The organism is Nocardia albiluteola, assembly GCF_018860155.1.
GTDB lineage: Bacteria > Actinomycetota > Actinomycetes > Mycobacteriales > Mycobacteriaceae > Nocardia > Nocardia albiluteola.
The window spans coordinates 483909-504583 of record NZ_JAHKNI010000005.1; the positions used below are offsets into that span (position 1 = coordinate 483909).

Annotated in this window: 19 protein-coding genes; 10 read left to right on the forward strand and 9 right to left on the reverse strand. The window is 69.5% G+C overall.

Annotation, left to right across the window (positions count from 1 at the left end):
• The first annotated feature begins 173 nt into the window (after positions 1-173).
• On the forward strand, positions 174-1064 hold the full coding sequence (locus KO481_RS18080) for a glycosyltransferase family 2 protein (protein WP_215918314.1): 891 nt from the start codon (positions 174-176) through the stop codon (positions 1062-1064).
• Between the two features lie 61 nt (positions 1065-1125).
• Complete coding sequence (gene manB, locus KO481_RS18085) at positions 1126-2223, forward strand: mannose-1-phosphate guanylyltransferase (RefSeq protein ID WP_215918315.1); 1098 nt, start codon at positions 1126-1128, stop codon at positions 2221-2223.
• Between the two features lie 174 nt (positions 2224-2397).
• Here manB and KO481_RS18090 read toward each other — a convergent pair whose 3' ends face one another.
• Positions 2398-2823, reverse strand: a complete 426-nt coding sequence (locus KO481_RS18090; protein ID WP_215918316.1) for a DUF4267 domain-containing protein — start codon at positions 2821-2823, stop codon at positions 2398-2400.
• Between the two features lie 89 nt (positions 2824-2912).
• Between KO481_RS18090 and KO481_RS18095 the strand changes: the two genes are divergently transcribed.
• A complete protein-coding gene (locus KO481_RS18095; protein ID WP_215918317.1) occupies positions 2913-3503 on the forward strand; it encodes a TetR/AcrR family transcriptional regulator in 591 nt (196 codons plus the stop codon).
• A gap of 115 nt (positions 3504-3618) precedes the next feature.
• Positions 3619-5091 (forward strand): phytoene desaturase family protein, encoded by a 1473-nt coding sequence (locus KO481_RS18100; RefSeq protein ID WP_215918318.1) that lies wholly within the window; start codon positions 3619-3621, stop codon positions 5089-5091.
• A gap of 61 nt (positions 5092-5152) precedes the next feature.
• On the opposite strand, the gene KO481_RS18105 is transcribed toward KO481_RS18100, so the two are convergent.
• The 5 genes from KO481_RS18105 to KO481_RS18125 all read right to left on the reverse strand — a co-directional run bounded on the left by KO481_RS18105 (position 5153) and on the right by KO481_RS18125 (position 10423).
• Positions 5153-6076: a cation diffusion facilitator family transporter gene (locus tag KO481_RS18105; RefSeq protein ID WP_215918319.1), complete on the reverse strand. Its 924-nt coding sequence runs from the start codon at positions 6074-6076 to the stop codon at positions 5153-5155.
• 117 nt (positions 6077-6193) lie between these two features.
• Positions 6194-7408 carry a mannose-6-phosphate isomerase, class I gene (manA, locus tag KO481_RS18110; protein WP_215918320.1) on the reverse strand — a complete coding sequence of 405 codons (1215 nt, stop codon included), beginning with the start codon at positions 7406-7408 and terminating at the stop codon, positions 6194-6196.
• Positions 7408-8541: an SIS domain-containing protein gene (locus KO481_RS18115; RefSeq protein WP_215918321.1), complete on the reverse strand. Its 1134-nt coding sequence runs from the start codon at positions 8539-8541 to the stop codon at positions 7408-7410. Before KO481_RS18115 ends, manA begins: the two co-directional genes overlap by 1 nt.
• Positions 8542-8631: 90 nt before the next feature.
• Positions 8632-10008 carry a phosphomannomutase/phosphoglucomutase gene (locus KO481_RS18120; protein WP_215918322.1) on the reverse strand — a complete coding sequence of 459 codons (1377 nt, stop codon included), beginning with the start codon at positions 10006-10008 and terminating at the stop codon, positions 8632-8634.
• Positions 10009-10033: 25 nt separating this feature from the next.
• Complete coding sequence (locus KO481_RS18125) at positions 10034-10423, reverse strand: DUF3499 domain-containing protein (RefSeq protein ID WP_215918453.1); 390 nt, start codon at positions 10421-10423, stop codon at positions 10034-10036.
• A gap of 130 nt (positions 10424-10553) precedes the next feature.
• On the opposite strand from KO481_RS18125, the gene KO481_RS18130 reads away from it, so the two are divergent.
• The gene (locus tag KO481_RS18130) at positions 10554-11030 is read left to right on the forward strand and encodes a metallopeptidase family protein (protein ID WP_215918323.1); all 477 of its coding nucleotides are present in this window, start codon (positions 10554-10556) and stop codon (positions 11028-11030) included.
• 46 nt (positions 11031-11076) lie between these two features.
• On the opposite strand, the gene KO481_RS18135 is transcribed toward KO481_RS18130, so the two are convergent.
• The gene (locus KO481_RS18135; protein ID WP_153410847.1) at positions 11077-11310 is read right to left on the reverse strand and encodes a WhiB family transcriptional regulator; all 234 of its coding nucleotides are present in this window, start codon (positions 11308-11310) and stop codon (positions 11077-11079) included.
• Positions 11311-11880: 570 nt separating this feature from the next.
• On the opposite strand from KO481_RS18135, the gene cofD reads away from it, so the two are divergent.
• The 3 genes from cofD to KO481_RS18150 all read left to right on the forward strand — a co-directional run bounded on the left by cofD (position 11881) and on the right by KO481_RS18150 (position 14957).
• Complete coding sequence (gene cofD / locus KO481_RS18140; protein WP_308166662.1) at positions 11881-12894, forward strand: 2-phospho-L-lactate transferase; 1014 nt, start codon at positions 11881-11883, stop codon at positions 12892-12894.
• A gap of 85 nt (positions 12895-12979) precedes the next feature.
• Positions 12980-14332: a coenzyme F420-0:L-glutamate ligase gene (locus KO481_RS18145; protein WP_372452075.1), complete on the forward strand. Its 1353-nt coding sequence runs from the start codon at positions 12980-12982 to the stop codon at positions 14330-14332.
• A gap of 106 nt (positions 14333-14438) precedes the next feature.
• A complete protein-coding gene (locus KO481_RS18150; RefSeq protein WP_215918325.1) occupies positions 14439-14957 on the forward strand; it encodes an NUDIX hydrolase in 519 nt (172 codons plus the stop codon).
• 28 nt (positions 14958-14985) lie between these two features.
• On the opposite strand, the gene KO481_RS18155 is transcribed toward KO481_RS18150, so the two are convergent.
• Positions 14986-16533 carry an acyl-CoA carboxylase subunit beta gene (locus KO481_RS18155; RefSeq protein ID WP_215918326.1) on the reverse strand — a complete coding sequence of 516 codons (1548 nt, stop codon included), beginning with the start codon at positions 16531-16533 and terminating at the stop codon, positions 14986-14988.
• Between the two features lie 190 nt (positions 16534-16723).
• Positions 16724-18079 (reverse strand): cation:dicarboxylate symporter family transporter, encoded by a 1356-nt coding sequence (locus tag KO481_RS18160; RefSeq protein WP_215918327.1) that lies wholly within the window; start codon positions 18077-18079, stop codon positions 16724-16726.
• Positions 18080-18204: 125 nt separating this feature from the next.
• On the opposite strand from KO481_RS18160, the gene KO481_RS18165 reads away from it, so the two are divergent.
• Positions 18205-19782 (forward strand): sensor histidine kinase, encoded by a 1578-nt coding sequence (locus KO481_RS18165; RefSeq protein ID WP_215918455.1) that lies wholly within the window; start codon positions 18205-18207, stop codon positions 19780-19782.
• Complete coding sequence (locus KO481_RS18170; RefSeq protein WP_215918328.1) at positions 19779-20528, forward strand: response regulator; 750 nt, start codon at positions 19779-19781, stop codon at positions 20526-20528. The genes KO481_RS18165 and KO481_RS18170 overlap by 4 nt, the downstream gene beginning before the upstream one ends.
• Positions 20529-20675 lie beyond the last annotated feature (147 nt).

A 20675-nucleotide genomic window follows, 5' to 3' on the forward strand; every position in this document is an offset into this window, starting at 1 on the left:
CCTCCACCTCGCTAGCCCTCGGCTCCGGCATGAGCGCGATGGCGGCAGTGCCTATTTCGCTCGCCGGGCCTCCACCTTGCTAGAGCTCGGCTCCGGCGCGAGCGCGATGGCGGCTGTGCCTATTTTTTCGCTCGCTTCGCTCACCATGCGCATACACCAGTAGGCTGCTCCGCGTGAACTCTTCGGATGCGGATCGTCCCAGCCTGGTCGTCGTCACCGTGACCTACTCGCCGGGCGAGCACCTCGAGCATTTCATCAGCACCCTGGCCGCGGCGACCGGTGAGAAGCCGCAGGTCATTCTCGCTGACAACGGCTCGACTGACGGAACTCCCGAATTAGCGGCCGAGGCGAACGAGCACGTGCGGCTGCTGCGCACGGGCGGCAACATCGGCTACGGCGGCGCGATCAACCGGGCGGTGGCCGAGATCGATCCGGAGATCGAATACGTCGTCATCGCCAACCCCGATATCCGGTGGGGCAACGATTCGATCGACACGCTGCTCGAGGCCGCGAAGCGCTGGCCTCGCGCGGGTGCGCTGGGGCCGATGGTGCGCGAGCCCGACGGCAGCGTGTACCCGTCGGCGCGGTCGGTGCCCGGGCTGCTCGACGGCGCCGGCCACGCGATCCTGGGCAGCGTCTGGCCGGGAAACCCGTGGACCCAGCGCTACCGCCAGGACAACGAGCAGATCAGCGAGCGCACCGTGGGCTGGCTCTCGGGCTCGTGCTTGCTGGTGCGGCGCGAGGCCTTCGACAGCATCGACGGATTCGACTCCCGCTACTTCATGTACATGGAGGACGTGGACTTCGGCGACCGCATGGGGCGGGCGGGCTGGCACAATGTATTCGTGCCATCGGCCGAGGTCACGCACGCGAAGGGGCACGCCGCGGGGCGCCATCCCGAGACGATGCTGCCCGCGCACCACGCCTCGGCATATCGTTTCCAGGCCGACCGGCATCCGCACTGGTGGCAGGCCCCGCTGCGGCTGGCGCTGCGGGCCGGACTTGCGGTTCGCTGCCGGCTTGCGGTTCGATCTGCGCTGCGCAACCGCGACGCCCAGCACTAGCCCGGGACCACCGCGCGGCAGCGCAACGATTTCACCGACCGAACCTGACAAGGGGAGATTGATGGCGGACAACGTTGTGTCCGATGGCGGCACCCCGGCCGATGCCGTGATCCTGGTGGGCGGCCAGGGCACCCGGCTGCGCCCGCTGACGCTGTCCGCGCCCAAGCCGATGCTTCCTGTCGCGGGCCTGCCGTTCCTGCACCACCTGCTCGCGCGCATCGCCGACGCCGGGATCAACCACGTCGTGCTGGGTACCTCGTTCAAGGCCGAGGTCTTCGAGGAGCACTTCGGCGACGGCTCCGAGCTCGGGATCGAGCTCGAGTACGTCACCGAGACCGAGCCGCTGGGCACCGGCGGCGGCATCCGCAACGTGCTGGCCAAGCTGCGCGCGGACACCGTGATGGTGTTCAACGGCGATGTGCTCGGCGGCACCGATCTGGGCGCGGTGCTCGACACGCACGCCGCCACCAATGCCGATGTGACACTGCACCTGGTGCGGGTGAGCGATCCGCGCGCGTTCGGCTGCGTGCCCACCGACGACACCGGCCGGGTCACCGCCTTCCTGGAGAAGACCCAGGACCCGCCGACCGATCAGATCAACGCCGGCTGCTACGTGTTCCGCCGCGAATACATCGAGAAGATCCCCACCGGTCGCCCGGTGTCGGTGGAGCGCGAGGTGTTCCCGTCGCTGCTGGCCGAGGGCGCGCACATCCAGGGCCACGTGGACACCTCCTACTGGCGCGACATGGGCACCCCCGAGGACTTCGTGCGCGGTTCGGCGGATCTGGTCCGCGGCATCGCCCCCTCGCCCGCGCTGCCCGGTCAGCGCGGCGAGGCGCTGGTGCATCCGGGCGCGGGCGTCGCGCCCGGAGCGCTGGTGATCGGCGGCACGGTCGTGGGCCGCGGCGCCGAGGTCGGCGCGGGCGCACGCCTGGACGGTGCGATTCTGTTCGACGGCGCGCGGGTGGAAGCCGGTGCGACGGTGGAACGTTCGATCATCGGCTTCGGCGCCCGGATCGGTCCCCGCGCGCTGGTCCGCGACGCCGTGATCGGCGACGGCGCGAATGTCGGCGCCCGCTGCGAACTACTACGCGGCGCGAGAATCTGGCCGGGTGTCGACCTGCCCGACGGCGGGATCCGGTTCTCCACGGACGTATAGGGTATCGCCCTCTTCGTCACCAGCCCGGATCTGCCGATGGTGATCGGTATTGCGGTGGGCTGGGCGGATCGGCTGCCCCACCGGCCGTCACGGCAGGTTCCCGGGAAGTGCCGCTACGGGTTTGAGGAAGCGCGGTCGGACTGCGCGGCAGGCCGTACGGCCGGGTTCAGGGGATCAGGCAGGAACCGCGACCGGCTGGGGGATGGCCGTGGGCGCGGTGCGGCTGTCGCGGATCAGCAGCACGCCGGTGAGGATGACCAGGGCGGCGGTGACGAAGTGGACGCTCAGCGCGGTCGCCACCGAGCCGTGGTGGGTCAGGACCGTCAGCATGTCGCCGAGCGGGGTGAGGCTGAAGGCGAGCATGGCAACGCCCAGGGCGAACCGCTGGCGGGCGATCAGCAGCGCCAGGATGACGACGCCGGAGGTGACGTCGCGTACGCCCTTGAGATTCATGAATGCGGCGGCCTGGCCGTGCGGCCAGGCGGGCAGGCCGAAGCTGTGCGCCATCCACGCGGGTGCGACCAGATATCCGACGCCGATGTACAGGATGAAGGCCGCGCCGATCAGGGCGAGTCCGGTCGTGATGCGGGATACAGTCATGTCGACGCTCCAATTTCTAGCGGTGCTAAGTGATGAGGCAATGCTAGAACGTGCAGAGCTACTTTGTCTAGCGATGCTAGAATTCTGCCATGACCACACAGACCCGTCGAGAGCGCCAGCGCGCTGAACGACATCAGCTGATCATCGAAACCGCCCGCGACATCGCCGAATCCCAGGGCTGGGAGGCGGTGACGATACGACGACTGGCCGACGCCATCGAGTACAGCCAGCCCGTGCTGTACAGCCACTTCGCCAATCGGGACGCGATCGTGGCCGCTGTCGCGATCGAGGGCTTTACCGAGCTGGCCGCCCGATCGCGCCGGTTGCGCGAGGCGGCGGACACCCCCGAGCAGGCCCTGACCGCGGTCGCGGGCGGCTATCTGGACTTCGCGCGCAGCAGCCCGGCGCTCTACGACGCAATGTTCGTACAGAAGGTGGACCTGATCTTCGGACCGGGTGCGCCGCAGGCGTTGCAGGACGCCTTCGGCGAGCTGGCCGCCGTGTTCGCACCCTTCGCGGGCGAGAATGATGTGGAAACCTCTACCGAGGTCGGCTGGAGCGCCCTGCACGGCCTGGCCACCCTGGAACAGGAGGGCCGCCTGCGGCCGAGCTTTCGTGACCAGCGCCTTTCCCTTCTCGTGGAGCACTGGACGCGGAGGGAGCCGCCGGTCGTCGGGTGACTGCGGGGAACCATGCCGTGATTGCTGACGGGGAGGGAGGTGCGCCCGCGGGCACAGTCGGCGCGTGGGAGCTGCCGCATCGGGTGGCGGGGAACCGCGCTGTAGCGTGGTTGACATGGTTGACGCCGTGGTGGTCGGAGCGGGGCCCAACGGGCTGGCCGCGGCGGTGATCCTGGCCAGGGCGGGCCTGGCCGTCGAGGTGCACGAGGCCGGCGAGACGGTCGGAGGTGGTTGCCGCACAGCGGAATTGACGCTGCCGGGATATCGGCACGATGTCTGTGCGGGGGCGCACCCGATGGCGGCGGCCTCGCCGTTCTTCCGGGCGTTCGATCTTGCCGCGCACGGGGTGGAGCTGCTGGCGCCCGAGATCTCCTACGCGCATCCGCTCGACGGCGGCGGCGCGGGGCTGGCGTGGCGCGACCTGGATCGCACGGTCGCGGGGCTGGGGCGCGACGGCGCGGCGTGGCGGCGGTTGTTCGGGCCGCTCGTGCGCGAATGGCAGGAGCTTGTCGCGCTGGCGATGTCGGATCTGCGGCATCCGCCCCTGCGCGCGGCGACAGGCGTGCGGTTCGGGCTGCGCCTGCTCGAGCAGGCATCGCCTTTGTGGGGCATGCGTTTTCGCGATGAGGTGGCCCCCGCGATGCTCACCGGCATCGCCGCGCACGCCATCATCCCGCCGCGGGCCTTCTCCGCCGCCGGTGTCGCGCTGCTGCTGGGCAGCCTCGCCCACGTCGACGGCTGGGTGATTCCGCGCGGCGGCAGCCAGGCGATCGCGGACGCGCTGGCCGCGGAGATCGAGAAGTCCGGTGGCCGCATCGTTACGGGGAGCCGTGTCGATTCGCTCGACGAATTCCGTGGCGCGCGAACGATTCTCCTGGACACCGCGCCCGCGGAGCTGTTGCGCCTGGCCGGTGACCGGTTGCCCGCGGGGTACGCCGCGCGGCTGGGCCGCGTCCGCTACGGCGGCGCGGCCTGCAAGGTCGACTTCGCGCTGTCGGGCCCCGTACCGTGGCGGGCGCCCGGGTGCGCATCGGCCGGCACGCTGCACGTGGTCGGCACCCGCGCCGAGGCGGTCGCCGCCGAAAGGGCCGTTGCCGCAGGACATCATGCGGACCGCCCCTACGTTCTGGTCGTGCAGCCCGATGTCGTCGACGACACGCGTGCTCCGCAGGGCGGCCACACGCTCTACGCCTACGCCCACGTGCCCAACGGCTCGACCCGCGACGTCAGCGACACCATGATCGCCCAGCTCGAGCGTTTCGCCCCGGGTGTGCGGGACCTGATCCTGGCCCGGCACGTGCGCACCGCGGCCGAAATGCCCTTCTACAACGCGAATTACATCGGCGGGGACATCTCGGCGGGAGCAATGACGATGCGTCAGACCATTTTCCGCCCCACCCCGCGCTGGAATCCGTACTCGACCCCGTTGCCGGGTGTCTACCTCTGCTCCGCGTCCACCCCGCCGGGACCGGGCGTGCACGGCATGTCGGGGCTGCATGCGGCCCGCCACGCCCTGCACACACGGTTCGGCATCACCGAGGATCCGCTTGCGCTGCTGCGGCGCACCGCGCCGAAAGCGGCCCCGTAGCAGCCTGGCCCGCCGCTCGCGCCTGCGGCATCAGCGTCGATCCTGAGCCAACGATGACGGGTCAGGCCGCCGGTTGGGTGCGATACAGATCCGGCTCGATGTACATCAGCCGCGCGACCGGCACCGCCGCCCGCACCCGGGCCTCGGCGTCGTCGATGGCGGCGGCGATATCGGCGATCTCCAGCCCCGGCACGATCGCCACCTTCGCCGCGACGAGCATGTCCTCCGGGCCGAGGTATTCCGTGCGCAGATGGATGACCCGGTCGATGCGGACCCCGTCGACGAGGTTCTCACGAATCGCCCGCACCTGATCCGGCGTCGCGCCCTCGCCGATCAGCAGGCTCTTCATCTCGACGATCAGCACGATCGCGATGGCGCCCAGCAGGATTCCGACACCGACGGTGCCGATGCCGTCCCAGACCGGATCGTTCGTGAGCATCGTCAGGACCACCGCGAGCAGCGCGATCAGCAGGCCGATGAGCGCCCCGGTGTCCTCGAGCATGACGACCGGCAGTTCCGGATTGCGTGAGGTGCGGATGAACCGCCACCAGCCGGTATCGCCGCGCAGCGCGGCCGATTCCCGCATCGCGGTGGCGAAGCTGTAGCCCTCGAGCGCCGCGGCGACGGCGAGGATGACGACCGCCACCACCGGCGAGCTCAGTTTCTCCGGGTGCTGAATCTTGTGTATTCCCTCCCAGATCGCGTACATCGAACCGAGGGTGAACAGCACCAGCGCCACCACGAACGAATAGAAGTACCGGTTGCGTCCGTAGCCGAAGGGGTGCCGTTCGTCGGCCTGCTGCTCGGCGCGTTTGCGGCCCAGCAACAACAGCCCCTGATTGCCCGTGTCGGCGAGCGAATGCACCGCCTCGGCGAGCATCGATCCCGAACCGGTGATGAACGCGCCGGCGAACTTCGCCACCGCGATGCCCGCGTTCGCGCTCAGCGCCGCGAAGATCGCCTTTTTGCCACCGCTGGCAGACATCGTGTCGCCCAAGCCCTTTCGCCGTCACACCCGTCCGGCTCAGCGGCTCCGCGCGCACCGCATGTCCGATTTGTCCGTTAATCTACCTGTCCACGGGTCGCAGGGTGAGCGCGGTCCCTACTCTCCGCCCACACACGCGCAGAACACCTGGGCGGGTCCCTCCGCCGCCTGCGCCCGGATATTGGTGTCCGCGGCGGAAATCCACGCCGCTCCGCCGGGGGTGATCAGCAGCTCGTCGCGGCCCTGCAGCAGGCGTACCGTTCCCGCCGTGCACAGCAGGATGCCCGGCCCGGTGCGCGGAATCGGCACCGGCTCGGCCCCGGCCTCGAGTTCGAAACGCCGCAGCGCGAATTCCGGTGCGGGCGTGCGATACCGGTACGAATGATCGCCGACCGGTTCGGGCGCCACGACGGGCACCTCGAGCGGTTCGAAGTCCAGCACCCGCAGCAGCTCGGGCACGTCGACGTGCTTGGGGGTCAGGCCGCCGCGCAGCACATTGTCGGAATTGGCCATGATCTCCACGCCCATCCCGCTCAGATAGGCGTGCAGGTTCCCGGCCGCGAGGAACAGACCCTGTCCGGGGTCGAGGGTGATCCGGTTGAGCAGCAGCGCCGCCAGCACGCCGGCGTCGCCGGGATAGGCCTCGGCGAGCTCGAGGACGGTGCGTACCTCGGGCAGGAATTCGGTGTGACTGTCCGACAGATACCGGACGCAGCCGTCGAGCACCTTGGGCAGCAGCGTGGCCACCATCGCCTGTGGCAGCGTGATCCAGGTGGTGAACAGGGTGCGCAGCCCGGAGGAATCCGGTTGTGCGGCCAGCAGTTCGGCGTAGGACGCCAATTCCGGCACGGCCAGCGCGCGCAGCAACGCGACCGAGCGGTGCGGATCGCGGAACCCGGCCAGCGCCTCGAACCGCTCGAGCGCCACCACGAGTTCGGGCTTGTGGCTGTCGTCGCGGTAGTTGCGCATCGGCGAATCCAGCGGCACCTGGTGCTTGTTCTCCCGCGCGAATCCCGCCCGTGCCTGATCGGCGCTGGGGTGCGCCTGCAGCGACAGGGGTTCCTCCGCGGCCAGGATCTTCATCAGGAACGGCAGCCGGCCGCCGAATTCCGGTGCGACAGCGCCCAATTCCCGCTGCGGATCCTCGGCGACCCATTCGAGCAGCGACTCGAAGCGCCCGTCGACGCGCACCTTGGCCGGATCGGCGGGATGGGCGCCGAACCACAGCTCGGCCTCCGGATGCGCCGAGGGCACCTCCCGCCCGCACAGCTGAGCGAGCGCGGTGCGCGAACCCCAGGCATAGGAACGCAACGCGCCAACGAGTTCGTGCACTAGAAATTGCCCCTGTCGTAGTGGGCAGGACCGCCGGTGGCGGCCGCGGGACCGCCGAGCAGACGCAGATAGGCCGCGGCCATCTCGAGGCGCAGCATCAGCACCGCCAGCTTTTCCAGCTCACTGCCCGCCTCTGCCTCGAGATTCACCAGTTCGGCATCGATCAGTCCGGATCCATTGCCGAACAGGGCCAGCCGGCGGCGGGCAGCGACCTGATCCGGGTCGCCGCTCACCACGAACAGGCCCACCCGCTGCACCGGCGCCGGGCCGTCGAGCTGCTCGTCATGGAAGAGCGGATCGAAACCGGGCGCGGCCGCACCGGCGGCCGCGGAGATGCGGGTGTGGGCGGCGGCGACCTCGGCCAGATCGGCGGCCGCGGCGATCTGCCCGGCCGTGGCCAGCAGCACCTCGGCACCGTGCAGCGCCACCTGGTTCGCCCCGGCCGAGTCGCCGGCGAGCACGATGCGGCGCTGCTGCATGCGCGCGGCCAGGAGTTTGGCCGGATTGTGGAAGACCTCGTTGGTGGGGCCGTCGCTCAGCGCCTCGGCATCGAGCGCATCGGCCAGCGCGTTCAGCTCGGGCGTCAGCGGACCGATGTGCGCCGGATCCACCACCTGCAGCACGGCGATGCCGACGGCGAGATAGCGCAGCACGCGGTTGTGGTCGAGCACCCGCACCCGCGGTGGGAGCAGCACCGCGCTGCCGGCGGCGGCGGTGCGCAGCGGGCCCTCCTCGGGGGCGGCCACGACCACCTCGGCGCTGCGGCGCAGCGCGCGATCCACCGCTTCGACGATGCGCGGATCGCCCGAGTCGTCGGCGGCGACCAGCACCACATCGAGCGGGCCCACCCACTGCGGCAGGGCCGAGACGGGCACGATCGGCAGACCGGCCCGGTCGCCCAGGCAGGCCAGGAGCACGGCGGCCGCGCGGGCGGCTCGGCCCGCGCCGGTGACGACGACCAGGCTGCGTGGCCGCATGTCGCGCAGCCGCCCCAGCACGTCCTCACTCACGGCCGCCGCCGTGGCGCGCACCTGCGCGCCGCCGGATGCGGCCGAACGCAAATTCCCTCCGGAGTCGGCGGCCTCCAGCGAGGCGACGTCATCGAGGTCGAGTACGGGTGTCCCTGCGATCATCGGGCGTTGCCACCTCCCCTCATCGAGTCACCAGGCCGGGAAACCTGTCCGTTCCGGGCGAATACACACCCTGTGATTCCACTATTCCAGTCAGCCGCGCACGATGCCCAGGATCTCGGTTACGAGTGCGTCTACTTCCTCGGACGATCGGGCCTCGACGTTCAGGCGCAGCAGCGGTTCGGTGTTGGAGGCGCGCAGATTGAACCATGCCTCCTCGGGCAGGTGCACCGTCACACCGTCCAGCCGGTCCACCGAAACGGCCCGGTCCCGGAACGCCTCCAGCACGGCCATCGTCCGCTCCTTCGCGTCGGCCACTGTGGAATTGATCTCTCCGGAGGCCGCATACGTTTCATACGCCGAGGCGAGCTCCGAGAGCGGGCGATCCTTCTCGCCGAGCGCCGCCAGCACGTGCAGGGCCGCGAGCATGCCCGAATCGGCGCCCCAGAAGTCGCGGAAGTAATAGTGCGCGGAGTGCTCGCCGCCGAAGATTGCGCCGGTGGCCGCCATCTCCTGCTTGATGAACGAGTGGCCCACCCGGGTGCGGATCGGGGTGCCGCCGAGTTCGGTCACGAGTTCCGGCACCGCGCGCGAGGTGATCAGGTTGTGGATGATCGTCGCGCCCGGCTCCTTGGCCAGCTCGCGCTCGGCCACCAGGGCGGTGATCGCGGAGGGCGAGACGGGCTCGCCGCGCTCGTCCACGACGAAGCAGCGATCGGCGTCGCCGTCGAAGGCCAGGCCGATGTCGGCGCCGGTGCTGCGGACGAACTTCTGCAGGTCCACCAGATTCTTCGGATCCAGCGGATTGGCCTCGTGATTGGGGAACGAGCCGTCGAGTTCGAAGTACAGCGGCTCGATGGTGAGCGCGCCGACCGCTCCCAGCACCGCGGGCACCGTGTGGCCGCCCATGCCGTTGCCCGCGTCGACCGCGACCTTCAGCGGGCGCACCGAGCCCAGATCGACCAGCCCGCGCAGGAATTCGGCGTAGGGCTCGAGCAGGTCCCGGGTGCTCTCGGCGCCCGGGGTGCCGTCGTACGCCGGCACGCCCTCGATGAGTTCGCGGGAGATGGTGGCCAGGCCGGTGTCCTGCCCGACCGGCAGCGCGTTGGCCCGGCACAGCTTGATGCCGTTGTAGCGGGCCGGGTTGTGGCTGGCGGTGAACATCGCGCCGGGGCAGCCGAGACGGCCGGAGGCGAAGTACAGCTCGTCGGTGGAAGCCAGGCCGATATGCACCACGTCCAGGCCCTGCGCCCGCACGCCGGCGGCGAAGGCGGCGGCCAGGGTGGGGGAGGAGTCGCGCATATCGTGGCCGATGACCACCTGGGTCGCGTTCTCACCGCGCATCAGGCGAGCGAACGCCGCACCCACATCGCGCACGAAACCGTCGTCGATCTGCTCTCCGACCACTCCCCGTACGTCATATGCCTTGACAACTGCTTGAACGGATTCGGCAGACCGGGCGACTGTCATGCCCAACACCCTAGTAGTGCCGCACTCAGTTCGGCGGATCGGGGAGGACGCGCAGGTGCCCGCGTCGCCCGGTGCGCGCCGGACGTGCCGGGCGCTGCGGTGCGGGCTGGTAGTCCTGGTATCTGCGCTGCTCGGGTTCCGGTGCGCGGCGGCGCATTCCGGCCTCGCGCACGGCCTCGGCCAGCGCGGTCAGATCGTCGTCGTCGGGGGTGCTGGAGGAGAATCCGCCCTCGTGCCGGACCATCTCCCAGCCCTTGGGGGCGGTGATGCGGGAGGCGTGGGTCTCGCACAGATCCCAGGAGTGCGGCTCGGCGACGGTGACCAGCGGGCCGACGACGGCCATGGAGTCGGAGTAGACGTAGGTCAGCGTCGCAACGGCCGGGTTCTTGCAGCCTGGTCGGCAGCAACGACGCATGGGAATCACGCAAAGGAGAGTAACCCTCCGCGCGCCCGCGCGCCGCGAAGACACGCACGAATCACGGGGCCAGTTTGCGGCCTTCAACCTCGGCTGCACCGGCCGGGACGGGGTGACTACTGTCGTGGTTATGACCCGTTCACGCAAGCGCCGGCCGCCGACGGCACGCTCGGTGATCCGTCGCGGGCGGGGCCTGCGCGGCCCGATGCTGCCGCCGACGGTGCCGGCTTGGCGCACCCGGGGCCAGCAGTTCGACCGGCTGGTTCTCGAGGCGTTCGCACCGCTGGACAGCCGCTGGCACGACCGCCTCACCAAGCTCGATATCGCGGTCGACGATGTGCCGAAAATCCGTCCGCTGCACCCGGATTCGGTGACCTGGCCGGACGAGGTGGTGGCCGATGGGCCGGTGCCGCTGTCCCGGCTGGTCCCGGCGGGCGTCGATGCGCGCGGGGCGGCGACGCGCGCCCGCGTGGTGTTGTTCCGCAAGCCGCTGGAGCTGCGTGCGAACGATCCGGACGATCTGGTGGATCTGCTGCGCGAGGTGCTCGTTCAGCAGATCGCGACGTATCTCGGTGTCGAGCCGGACGTCATCGATCCCGAGGAATGAATGTGAAACGGGAGCCGCAGGGGTGGTGGACCCCCCGGGCTCCCGGCTAACCGATGCCGCGCTTGAGGCGGCGGCGCTCCCGCTCGGAGAGGCCACCCCAGATGCCGAAGCGCTCGTCGTGTGCGAGTGCGTATTCCAGGCACTCGTCCCGTACCTCGCAGCCCAGGCAGATCCGCTTCGCCTCGCGCGTGGAACCGCCCTTCTCGGGGAAGAACGCCTCCGGATCCGTCTGGGCGCACAGGGCCCGTTCCTGCCACTGCTCTTCGATGGTGTCGAACATGGCATCGAAGTCCGTGACGATGAGACTCAACTTCGGCGGCTCAGGCTTGCGCTGGTTGGCTGCCCACTGTCCTCCCTGCCGTGGTGCGGCCCCCATCGCCATGGTTCCCCCCTCTCCTTCTTCGTCGATCCAGCTGTCCATGTAGACGCCAGGTGCTGCGCCTGCCATGGAATCGGTTTGCGATACACCACCCGGAATGCCCGACGGGGCCAGCTCCTCGGCCATCGCTCCGCCTCCTCACTGTGTGTTAGCGCAGAAAGATTTATCCGTCGGACCCGATCTGCAAACCGACGGCCCAACACCGCGACGTTGTCCCGCGGACATCCCCGAGCTCGTCATTCTCGTTCGAACATCTGTTCGAAATCTGGTCTGCGCCTTGCACTCTCGCGCACACCTGAAATGACATGCCTGTGATTAGACACGCCGGACGCCGTGATGGTCAAGCTGCTGACACAATTCCGTTACTATCCACCGCTATCCTCGAGGCCGTTCGGTAACCTCCGAGTAGCAAATGACCAGCAAATATGCCCCGAAGCGTGATCTTCAGATCAACGCATAGGCTATGCGGATGTGACTGGAGAACAAGCGGACATCGCGACCGATACGGGCGAGGCGGGGGCACAGCCCAGCATTGCGGTGTTGGTCGGCGGAGTCGGTGGCGCACGGTTCCTGCAGGGCGTGCGCGAACTGCTGCCCGAAGCGAATATTTCGGCGATCGTGAACGTCGGCGACGACGTCTGGATGCACGGTCTGCGAATCTGCCCCGATCTCGACACCTGCATGTACACCCTCGGTGGGGGCATCGATACCGAGCGCGGTTGGGGCCGGCAGGGGGAAACCTGGCACGCCAAGGAGGAACTGGCGAAATATCACGCGCAGCCCGATTGGTTCGGTCTCGGCGATCGAGATATCGCCACCCATCTGGTGCGCAGTGAAATGCTGCGTGCGGGTTACCCGCTCTCGGCGGTGACCGAGGCCCTGTGCAACCGCTGGCAACCGGGTGTGAAACTGCTTCCAGCAACCGACGACAGGTGCGAAACACACGTCGTGATCAGCGAACCGGACAACCCTGGCGAACGTCGCGCGATTCATTTTCAGGAGTGGTGGGTCAGGTACCGTGCGACCGTTGAGACCCATGGATTCGTCACAATCGGGGCGGATCAGGCCAAGCCTGCCCCCGGTGTGACCGAAATCATAGAGAGCGCTGACGCGGTCCTGCTGGCGCCGTCGAACCCCGTGGTGAGCATCGGCGCGATCCTGGCGGTGCCCGGAATCCGCGGTGCGCTGCGCACCACATCGGCGAGCGTCGTCGGGCTGTCGCCGGTGATCGACGGAAAGGCGCTGCGCGGCATGGCCGACGAATGTCTCTCGGTGCTCGGGGTGGAGACCTCGGCCGAGGCCATCGGCCGGCATTTCGGCGCGCGCTCGGACACCGGCATCCTGGACGGCTGGCTCGTCCATTCCACCGACACCGCGCAGGTGCCGGGCGTGGAGGTGCGCAGCGTGCCGCTGCTCATGAGCGACCCGGCCGCCACCGCGGAGATGGTGCGCGAGGCGCTTGATATCGCGGGGGTGAAGCCGTGAGCGGAGCGCAGCGGAGCGAACCAATGTGCCAGCATGCCGAAGGCACGACGGAGCCGAGCGCCAGCGAGGTGCAGTCGTGAATTCGATCCTGCCCGAGTCCGGCGATCACGCGCCCGGCGGCGATCTCCGCATCATTCCGGTGCCGGGCCTGCCGGAGTTCCGTCCGGGCGACGATGTCGCCGAACACATTGCGGCGCAGGCCCCGTGGCTCGCCGACGGCGACATCCTCGTGGTCACCAGCAAGATCGTCGCCAAGGCCGAGGGGCGCATCGTGGCCGCGCCCGCGGATCCCGAGGAGCGCGACGAGGTGCGCCGGGAGCTGGTGCGCTCCGAGGCGGTGCGGGTGCTCGCCCAGAAGGGCCGCACCCTGATCACCGAGAACAAGCTGGGCATCGTGCAGGCCGCCTCCGGTGTCGACGGCTCCAATGTCGACCAGGGCGAGCTGGTCCTGCTGCCGTCCGATCCGGACGGCAGCGCACAGACCCTGCGGTCCGCGCTGGCGCAGCGGCTGGGGGTCCGGGTCGCGGTTGTCATCACCGACACCATGGGCCGCGCGTGGCGCACAGGGCAGACCGACGCCGCGATCGGCGCGGCCGGGCTGCGGGTGCTGCACGACTACGCGGGCGCGGTCGACGGCCAGGGCAACGAGTTGCACGTGACCCAGGTCGCGGTCGCCGACGAGCTGGCCGCGGCCGCGGATCTGGCCAAGGGCAAGCTCGGCGGTGTCCCGGTGGCGGTGGTGCGCGGGCTGAGCCCGCACGACGACGGCTCCCGTGCGGCGGATCTGGTGCGCGGCGGCGAGGACGACCTGTTCTGGCTCGGCACCGCCGAGGCCATCGACAAGGGGCGCCGCGAGGCGCTGCTGCTGCGCCGCTCGGTACGCCAATTCGCCGATACGCCAGTGGAACCCGAGGTGATCCGGTCCGCGGTGGCCGCGGCGCTGACCGCACCGGCGCCGCATCACACCCGGCCCGTCCGGTTCGTGTGGGTGCGGGACCGGGAACTGCGCGCGCGGTGGCTGACGGCGATGGCCGAGAAGTGGCGCGCGGACCTGTCCGCCGACGGCTGGGCCGCCGAACGGGTGGAGCGCCGCGTGGCGCGTGGGCAGATTCTCGTGGGCGCCCCGGAGGTGATCATCCCGATCTGCGTGCCCGACGGTGCGCACGACTATCCGGACGAGCGCCGCCGCGCCGCCGAGTCGACCATGTTCACCGTCGCGGTCGGCGCGGCGGTGCAGGGCCTGCTGGTCGCGCTGGCGACCGAGGGCGTGGGCAGCTGCTGGATCGGATCGACGATCTTCGCCCCGGAGCTCACTCGCGAAGTGCTGGGGCTGGCCGCGGACTGGAATCCGCTGGGTGCCATCGCCGTCGGGTACCCGACCGAGGAGTTGTCCCCGCGCGCGCTGCGCGATTCCGGGGACGGATTGCTGGAACTGTAGGTGAGTGGTCCGGGTGCGCGGCGGATGCGAGCGCGCCCGGCCCGGTTCGCCGGGTGTGCTCGAATCGATCTGCCGCCCGGGAGATCGGCCGAATGGAAGGAAACGGATGAGCGCGGGCTCATTGCATGCGTCGGCAACCGAACTGCTCGAAAGGTGGTCTCCGGCAACCAGTCCGGAGCAATCGGTGCGCGAGGCGATGCTGGCCTTCCTGGGCTCGGCGCCGCGCGGCTGCCTGCGCGAGCACGCGCCCGGCCACATCACGGCCTCGGCGGTCGTTTTCTCGCACGATCAGGGCGAGGTGCTGCTGACCCTGCATCCGCGCGTGGGCCGCTGGATCCAGCTCGGCGGCCACTGCGAGGAATCCGACGACTCGGTGCAGGCCGCGGCCCTGCGGGAGGCCACCGAGGAGTCGGGCATCGCCGGCCTGACACTCGAACCGGGGCTGTACGGCGCCCAGGCCCATCCGATCACGTGCTCCCTGGGTCGCCCGACCCGGCACCTGGATCTGCTGTTCAGGATCACGGCACCGGAAGGTGCTGTGCCGGTGCGCAGTTCGGAATCCACCGATCTGCGCTGGTGGCCGGTGGACGGGCTGCCGGACGATGCCGACGTGCTGATCCGGTGAACCCCGCGGACCGCGGGGTCGGCGCGGGTCAGAGCGGGAGCAGATGGTGCTTGCGCGGCCCGGCCTGAACGGTCTTGTCGCGCAGCAATTGCAGCGCCTTGCGGATCTCCAGCCGGGTGTGCGCCGGTTCGATCACCGCATCGATGTATCCACGCTCGGCCGCGATCCACGGGGTGGCCACGGCGGTGTTGTAGAAGTCGATGAGCTGCTCGCGCAGCGCGGGCCGGTCTTCCTCGGAGGCCGCGGCCAGCTGCTGGCGCCCGATGAGCCGGACCGCGGCCTCGGCGCCCATGACCGCGATGCGGGCGGTGGGCCACGCCAGGTTGATATCCGCGCCGAGCTGTTTGCACCCCATGACGGCGTAGCCGCCGCCGTAGGCCTTGCGCACGATCACCGAGACGATCGGGACACTCGCCTCGACCACGGCATAGAAGAAACGACCGCCGCGCTTGATGACGCCCATCCGCTCCTCGTCCACGCCGGGCAGTACGCCCGGGGTGTCGACGACGAAGACCAGGGGGAGGCTGAACGCGTCGCAGAGCCGGATGAAGTGGGCGGCCTTGTCCGAGCAGCGCGCGTCGATGGCCCCGCTGGACACCAGGGGCTGATTGGCGACGACGCCGACGGGACGGCCGTCCACGCGGGCGAATCCGGTGATGATGTTGAGTGCCGAGGCGTCGCCGACCTCGTGGAAGTCGCCGTCGTCGAAGATGCGCAGCAGGATGTCGTGCATGTCGTAGCCGGCGCGGTCGGAGTCCGGGATGACGGCGTTCAGCTCCCGATCCGACTCGGTGACCTCGGGTTCGATTCCGGGATTGACGACCGGCGGGCTATCGAAGCAGCTCGACGGCATGAAGCCGAGATACGAACGGACCCAGTCCAATGCGGCGCGTTCGTCCGCGGCCACGTGGTGGATGTTGCCGTTGTCGGCCTGGGCCTGGGCGCTGCCGAGTTCCTCGAGGCTGACCTCCTCGCCGGTGACCTCGCGGATCACCTCGGGCCCCGTGACGAACATGTACGCCGATTTCGTGGCGACGAGCACGTCGGTGTTGATCGGTGAATACACGGCTCCCGCAGCACATTTGCCAAGCATCACCGAAATCTGCGGCACCACGCCGGAGAGCCGGAGCTGCCGACGGCACATCGCCGCGTACCAGGCCAGCGACGTCACCGCGTCCTGCACGCGCGCGCCGCCGGAGTCGTTGATCGCGATGAACGGGCATCCGGTGTCGGCGGCGAAATCCATTGCCTTGGCGACCTTTCGGCCGAACATCTCGCCGACCGAGCCGCCGAACACCGTCTGATCGTGCGCGATGACGACCACCGGGCGGCCCTCGACGGTGCCGCGCCCGGTGACCACCCCGTCGCCGAACAGCGCGTCGGGCTGCCCGGGTTGCCTTGCCAGGGCGCCGATCTCGACGAAACTCCCGGCATCGAGCAGCATGTCGATGCGCTCGCGCGGGCCGGCGATGCCCTTGCGTGCCCGCTTCGCCACGGCGGCGGGCCCGGCGGGTTCCTTTGCCGCTTCCAGATTTCGGTACAGCAGCGCCAGCTTCGCCGCGGTCGTATCGGTCACTCGCTCACCCTCCTGCTGTGTAGTCACCCCGTAGCAACCGTAGGTCGAACTGCCGAATGTACTGCTATAGATCCATTGGCGTGTCGTTTACGGCAGTCTCGGGCATCGCGAGCAATCGCGGAAAAACGGAAACGCCGACGCCCTCACGCTGGGGAGCGGAGGGCGCCGGCGCACCGGGAACACGGCGGGTTCAGGCCGTGACCAGGTCCTTTTCCTCGACGGGAGCGGGCATTTCGGGAGCATCGTGCTCCTGCACCATCGATTCGTCGAAGGGCAGTTCGCGATCGAGCACCCGGCGCACCCTGTCGGGATCGATGGTCCGCGTCCAGGTGCCGACCAGGACCGTGGCCACGGCGTTGCCGGAGAAGTTCGTGATCGCGCGGGCCTCGGACATGAACCGGTCGATGCCCACGATCAGTCCGACGCCGCCGAGCAGGTCCGGGCGATGGCTCTGCAGACCGCCCGCCAGCGTCGCCAGGCCCGCGCCGGTCACCCCGGCCGCGCCCTTGGAGGCGATGACCATGAAGACCAGCAGGCCGATCTGCTCGCCCAGCGCCATCGGCTTGCCCATCGCATCGGCGATGAACAGCGAGGACATCGTCAGGTAGATCGCGGTGCCGTCCAGATTGAACGAATATCCGGTCGGCACAACGATTCCCACCGTCGAACGCTCGACGCCCAGGTGCTCCATCTTGGCGATCAGCCGCGGCAGCGCCGATTCGGAAGAGGACGTCGAGAAGATCAGCAGATACTCGCGGGCCAGGTACCGCACCAGCTTGAAGATCGACGCGCCGGACGCAACCCTCATCAGTGCGCCCAGCACGCCGAAGACGAAGACCAGGCACGTGAGGTAGAACGCGAGCATCAGCGTCGCGAGCTGCTTCACCGCATCCAGGCCGGTACTGGCCACCACGTTCGCGATCGCGCCGAACGCGCCGATCGGGGCGACCCAGAGAATCATGCTCAGGATCTTGAACACCAGCTTCTGCACCAATCCGACGCCGCGCAGGATCGGCTCGCCGGACTTGCCCATCGCCTGGATCGCGAATCCGGCCAGCAGCGCGACGAACAGCGTCTGCAGCACGCTGCCCGCGGTCAGCGAGGACAGCAGCGAGGTCGGGACGATGCTCTCCAGGAAGTGCCAGGTGCCACCGCCGCCCGCGGCCTGCTTGGCGTAGACCAGGGCATCCTTGGCGTGCGCGTGAATGTTCAGCCCGGTGCCCGGATGCACCAGATTGCCGACCAGCAGCCCGATCGCCAGGGCCACCGTGGACATGACCATGAAGTAGACGATGGAGAGCCCGCCGATCCGGCCCACGCGGGCCGCGGCGCGCACCGAGCCGATGCCGAGCACGATCGTGCAGAAGATGACCGGCGAGATCATCATGGTGATGAGGCTGACGAACATGGTGCCCAGCTGGCCCACCGACTTGCCGAATCCGGGAGCCAGCCAACCGGCCAGGACGCCGGCCACGACGGCCGCGATGACGGCCAGATAGAGCCAGTGGGTACGGTCGCGGCGACCCGATCGTGCAGCGGTTGTCATGGCAAGTCCTCCGGTACCCGCGTGATCTGGGCCACGCGTTCGAAGAGTCATCCTGACGGCTACCGTGACGACGGTCACCATTGCGTACATTTCGTTCACGGGAGGTGGGTGTGTGGAACCGGCGCATGACCCTGGCCGGTCAGGTCTTCCTCGTCCAGCTCGTCGTGCTGGTCGTCGTCATCGCCGCCGGGTCGGCACTGGCGGTGTGGGAGGTGCGCCGCGAACAGGACGACGCGACGCGTCAGCGGGTCGTGGGCATCGCGGTGTCGGTTGCGCAGGCGCCCTCCACGATCGCGGCGGTGCGGACCCCGGACCCGACGGCGCTGCTGCAGCCGGTGACCGAGCGGATCCGGGTGCGGACCGGCGTCGACTTCATCGTCGTGATGGCGCCCGACCGCACCCGCTACACCCACACCGATGTCACACAGATCGGAAAGCCGTTCAGCGGCACCATCGATCGCGCGCTGGCCGGTGCGACGTTCACCGAGACCTACACCGGAACGCTGGGCCCCTCCATCCGGGCGGTGACACCCGTCGTCGACGGGGGCCGCGTCATCGCGCTGGTCTCGGCGGGCGTGACCCGCGCGCGGATCGGCGACGAGGTGCTCGCGCAGCTGCCGCTGATCCTGGGCGTGGCCGCGGCGGGCCTGCTGCTGGCGGTGCTGGGTGCGCTGCTGTTCCGCAGACGGCTGCTGCGCCAGACGCACGGCTTGGGCCCCGCGGAATTGCGCATCCTGTACGAGCATCACGACGCCGTTCTGCATTCGGTGCACGAGGGCCTGGTGGTGTTCGACCGGGACGCCGAGGTGGCCGCGGTGGTGAACGACGAGGCCCGCCGCCTGCTGGACCTGCCGGACGGACCGGTGCGCCGCACGGATCTGCCGGTATCGCTGCGACGGCTGGAGTCCGTGGTCGTGCGGGACGAGATGCACGTGACACCCGAACGCGTGCTGGTCGTCAACCAGGACATCGTCACCTGGTCCGGCCGTCGGCGGGGCATCGGGGATGGTAAGCGGACGGAGCTCGCGAAGTCGGCGGGGTGGGTCGGCACTGTACTCACCGTGCGCGATCACACCGAATTGCGGGACATCATGGGCGAATTGGACTCCGCGCGCGGCCTGGCCGAATCGCTGCGCGCGCAGTCGCACGAGTCGGCCAACCGGTTGCACGCGGTGATCACGATGGTGGAGCTGGGGCAGTTCGGGGAGGCCGTCGACTTCGCGACCGCGGAATTGCAACTGTCCCAGGCACTCATCGACCGGCTGACCGCGGCGGTGCACGAGCCCGCGCTGGCGGCGCTGTTGCTGGGCAAGGTGGATCAGGCGATCGAGCGCGGGGTCGAGCTGACGGTCGGGGACGACACCCACGTCGATTCCGCGGCGCCGCTGACCGTGCACGAAATAATCACCCTGGTAGGCAATCTCGTCGACAATGCCCTCGACGCCGTCGCCCGGCAGCCCGACGCGTGGGTGGAAGTCACAGTGCGCGCCGGGGATTCGGACCTGCTGGTGCGCGTGGCCGACAGCGGGCCGGGCATGTCCGCCGACGCGTTCGCCCGCGCGACGGAGCGCGGATACTCCACCAAATCCGACCACCACGGGCTGGGGCTGGCATTGGTGTGGCGGCTGGTGGCCCGGCACGGCGGCACCTTGGAGGCCGAGCGGACGCCGGAATCGGCGGTCGTGGTGAGGATTCCGCGATGAACCCGCAGACCCCGCCGATCCGCGTGCTGATCGTCGAGGACGAGCCGCGCATCGCGCAGGCGCATCGCTCGTATGTGGAGCGCGTGCCGGGCTTCGCGGTCGTCGGGGTCGTCCACACCGGCCGCGAGGCGATCCGGGTGGCGACCCGGGCCGCGGAGAGAACCGATGGGCCAGCGCGCCCCGGCGAACGACGGAGTCGTGAGCCGATCGATCTGGTCCTGATGGACATCGGGCTGCCCGACATCGGCGGGCTCGAGGTGACCGCGGCGCTGACCCGCCTGCGCCCGCGGCCGGACGTCATCGCCATCAGCTCGGCCCGGGACCTCGACATGGTCCGTGCCGCGGTTTCCCACGGGGTGGCGCTCTACCTGCTCAAACCCTTTCCCTTCGCGGCCTTTCGGGACAAGCTCGAGCGCTACCTGGAATTCCGGGCGGCGCTGCCGGATTCGGCGGCCTCGAGCCTGACCCAGCACGACATCGACCGGGCGTTCAGCGCCCTGCGCACCCCCGATCCCCGCGCGGTCTCGCCCAAAGGCATTGCGCCGCAGACCCTCGAGGAGATCTCCCGGGTGCTGCGCGCGGCGCCCGGCGGGCTGTCGGCCACCGAGACCGGCCGGTCCGCGGGTGTTTCGCGGGTCACGGCCTGGCGGTACCTGGAGCAGCTGGCCGCCGAGGGGGTCGTCGAGCGCCGGACCGACTACGGGCGGGCGGGCCGGCCGCAGGTGAGGTATATATGGCGGCGGTGAACAGTTGATGTCACAGTTGCGCGAAGATGAACAGACCGGTCCGTTACGGCGGCCCCGAATGTATCCGAATTGTGTTGTGTTGTATAACGATTGCGCCGATGCCCGCGGCGTGTGCTCCGGGGCAGCTGGCCCCGACCGGTAGGACTC